The sequence below is a fragment of the Frateuria sp. GZRR33 genome (genome assembly GCF_051900425.1).
Lineage (GTDB): Bacteria > Pseudomonadota > Gammaproteobacteria > Xanthomonadales > Rhodanobacteraceae > Frateuria_A.
The window spans coordinates 1-1205 of sequence record NZ_JBHZGK010000028.1 but is presented as its reverse complement, the minus strand read 5'-3'; the positions used below and the strand labels follow the sequence as shown (position 1 = coordinate 1205).

General features: G+C 64.3%; 1 protein-coding gene. It reads left to right on the top strand.

Annotated features, from left to right (window positions below):
* Positions 1-128 precede the first annotated feature (128 nt).
* Positions 129-1171 (top strand): IS3 family transposase gene (locus ACFWZU_RS16245; protein WP_439702552.1). Its coding sequence is split into 2 segments (ribosomal slippage): positions 129-315 and positions 315-1171, totalling 1044 coding nucleotides; the frame shifts between segments, so codons are not numbered across the junction.
* Positions 1172-1205 lie beyond the last annotated feature (34 nt).

The window sequence follows — 1205 nt, the reverse complement described above, 5'->3', positions numbered from 1 at the left end:
CGACGTCCCCCCGCCTTTGAGTAGCACAACGGTTTGGAGTCCAATCCCCCATCCGAAGGAGATTGGACGTGAAGAAGCGCTTTTCCGAAGAGCAGATCATCGGCTTCCTGCGTGAGGCGGAAGCCGGCATGGCGGTGAAGGACCTGTGCCGCAAGCACGGCTTCAGCGAGGCCTCCTACTACCTGTGGCGCAGCAAGTTCGGCGGCATGAGCGTGCCGGACGCCAAGCGCCTGAAGGAGCTGGAGACGGAGAACGGCCGGCTGAAGAAGCTGCTGGCCGAGCAGGTCCTCGAGAACGAGGTCATCAAGGACGCCCTGCGAAAAAAGTGGTAACCGCGCCAGCCCGGCGTGGGCTGGTGCGACACATGATGGATCGGGGTTTAAGCGAGCGTCGCTCGCTGGCGGTGGTGCGCATGAGCGCCAGCGCCTTGCGCTACGCGCCGCGTCCGGACCGCAACGTCGAGTTGCACGAGCGCATCCTGGCGTTGGCACATCGGCACAAGCGCTACGGCGTCGGAATGATCTACCTCAAGCTCAGGCAGGAAGGGATGCTCGTGAACTACAAGCGGGTCGAGCGGCTGTACCAGGAAGCGAAGCTGCAGGTGCGGCGGCGCAAGCGCAAGAAGGTGCCTGTGGGCGAGCGTCAGCCACTGCTGCGGCCGATGGCGGCCAACCAGGTCTGGTCCATGGACTTTGTCTTCGACCGCACGGCCGAGGGGCGGGTGATCAAGTGCCTGACCATCGTGGACGACGCCACGCATGAGGCAGTGGCAATCGAAGTGGAGCGGGCGATCTCTGGCCACATGCTCACGCGGGTGCTCGATCGCCTGGCGCTCAGTCGCGGCCTGCCTAGCGTGATCCGCACGGACAACGGCAAGGAGTTTTGCGGCCGGGCGATGGTGACCTGGGCGCACGAGCGTGGCGTGCAGCTACGCCTGATCCAGCCGGGCAAGCCCAACCAGAACGCCTACGTCGAGTCCTTCAACGGACGCCTGCGCGATGAGTGCCTCAACGAGCACTGGTTCACCCACCTGCTGCATGCGCGCGCTGTCATCGAAACCTGGCGGCGCGAATACAACGAAGAGAGACCGAAGGCGGCCCTCAGCGGGATGACGCCAGCGGCCTATGCACAGCACCTGTCAAACACAGCTACGATCAACCCCGGACTCTAAACCCCACCGCTACTGAAAGCGGGGGGACGTCGGT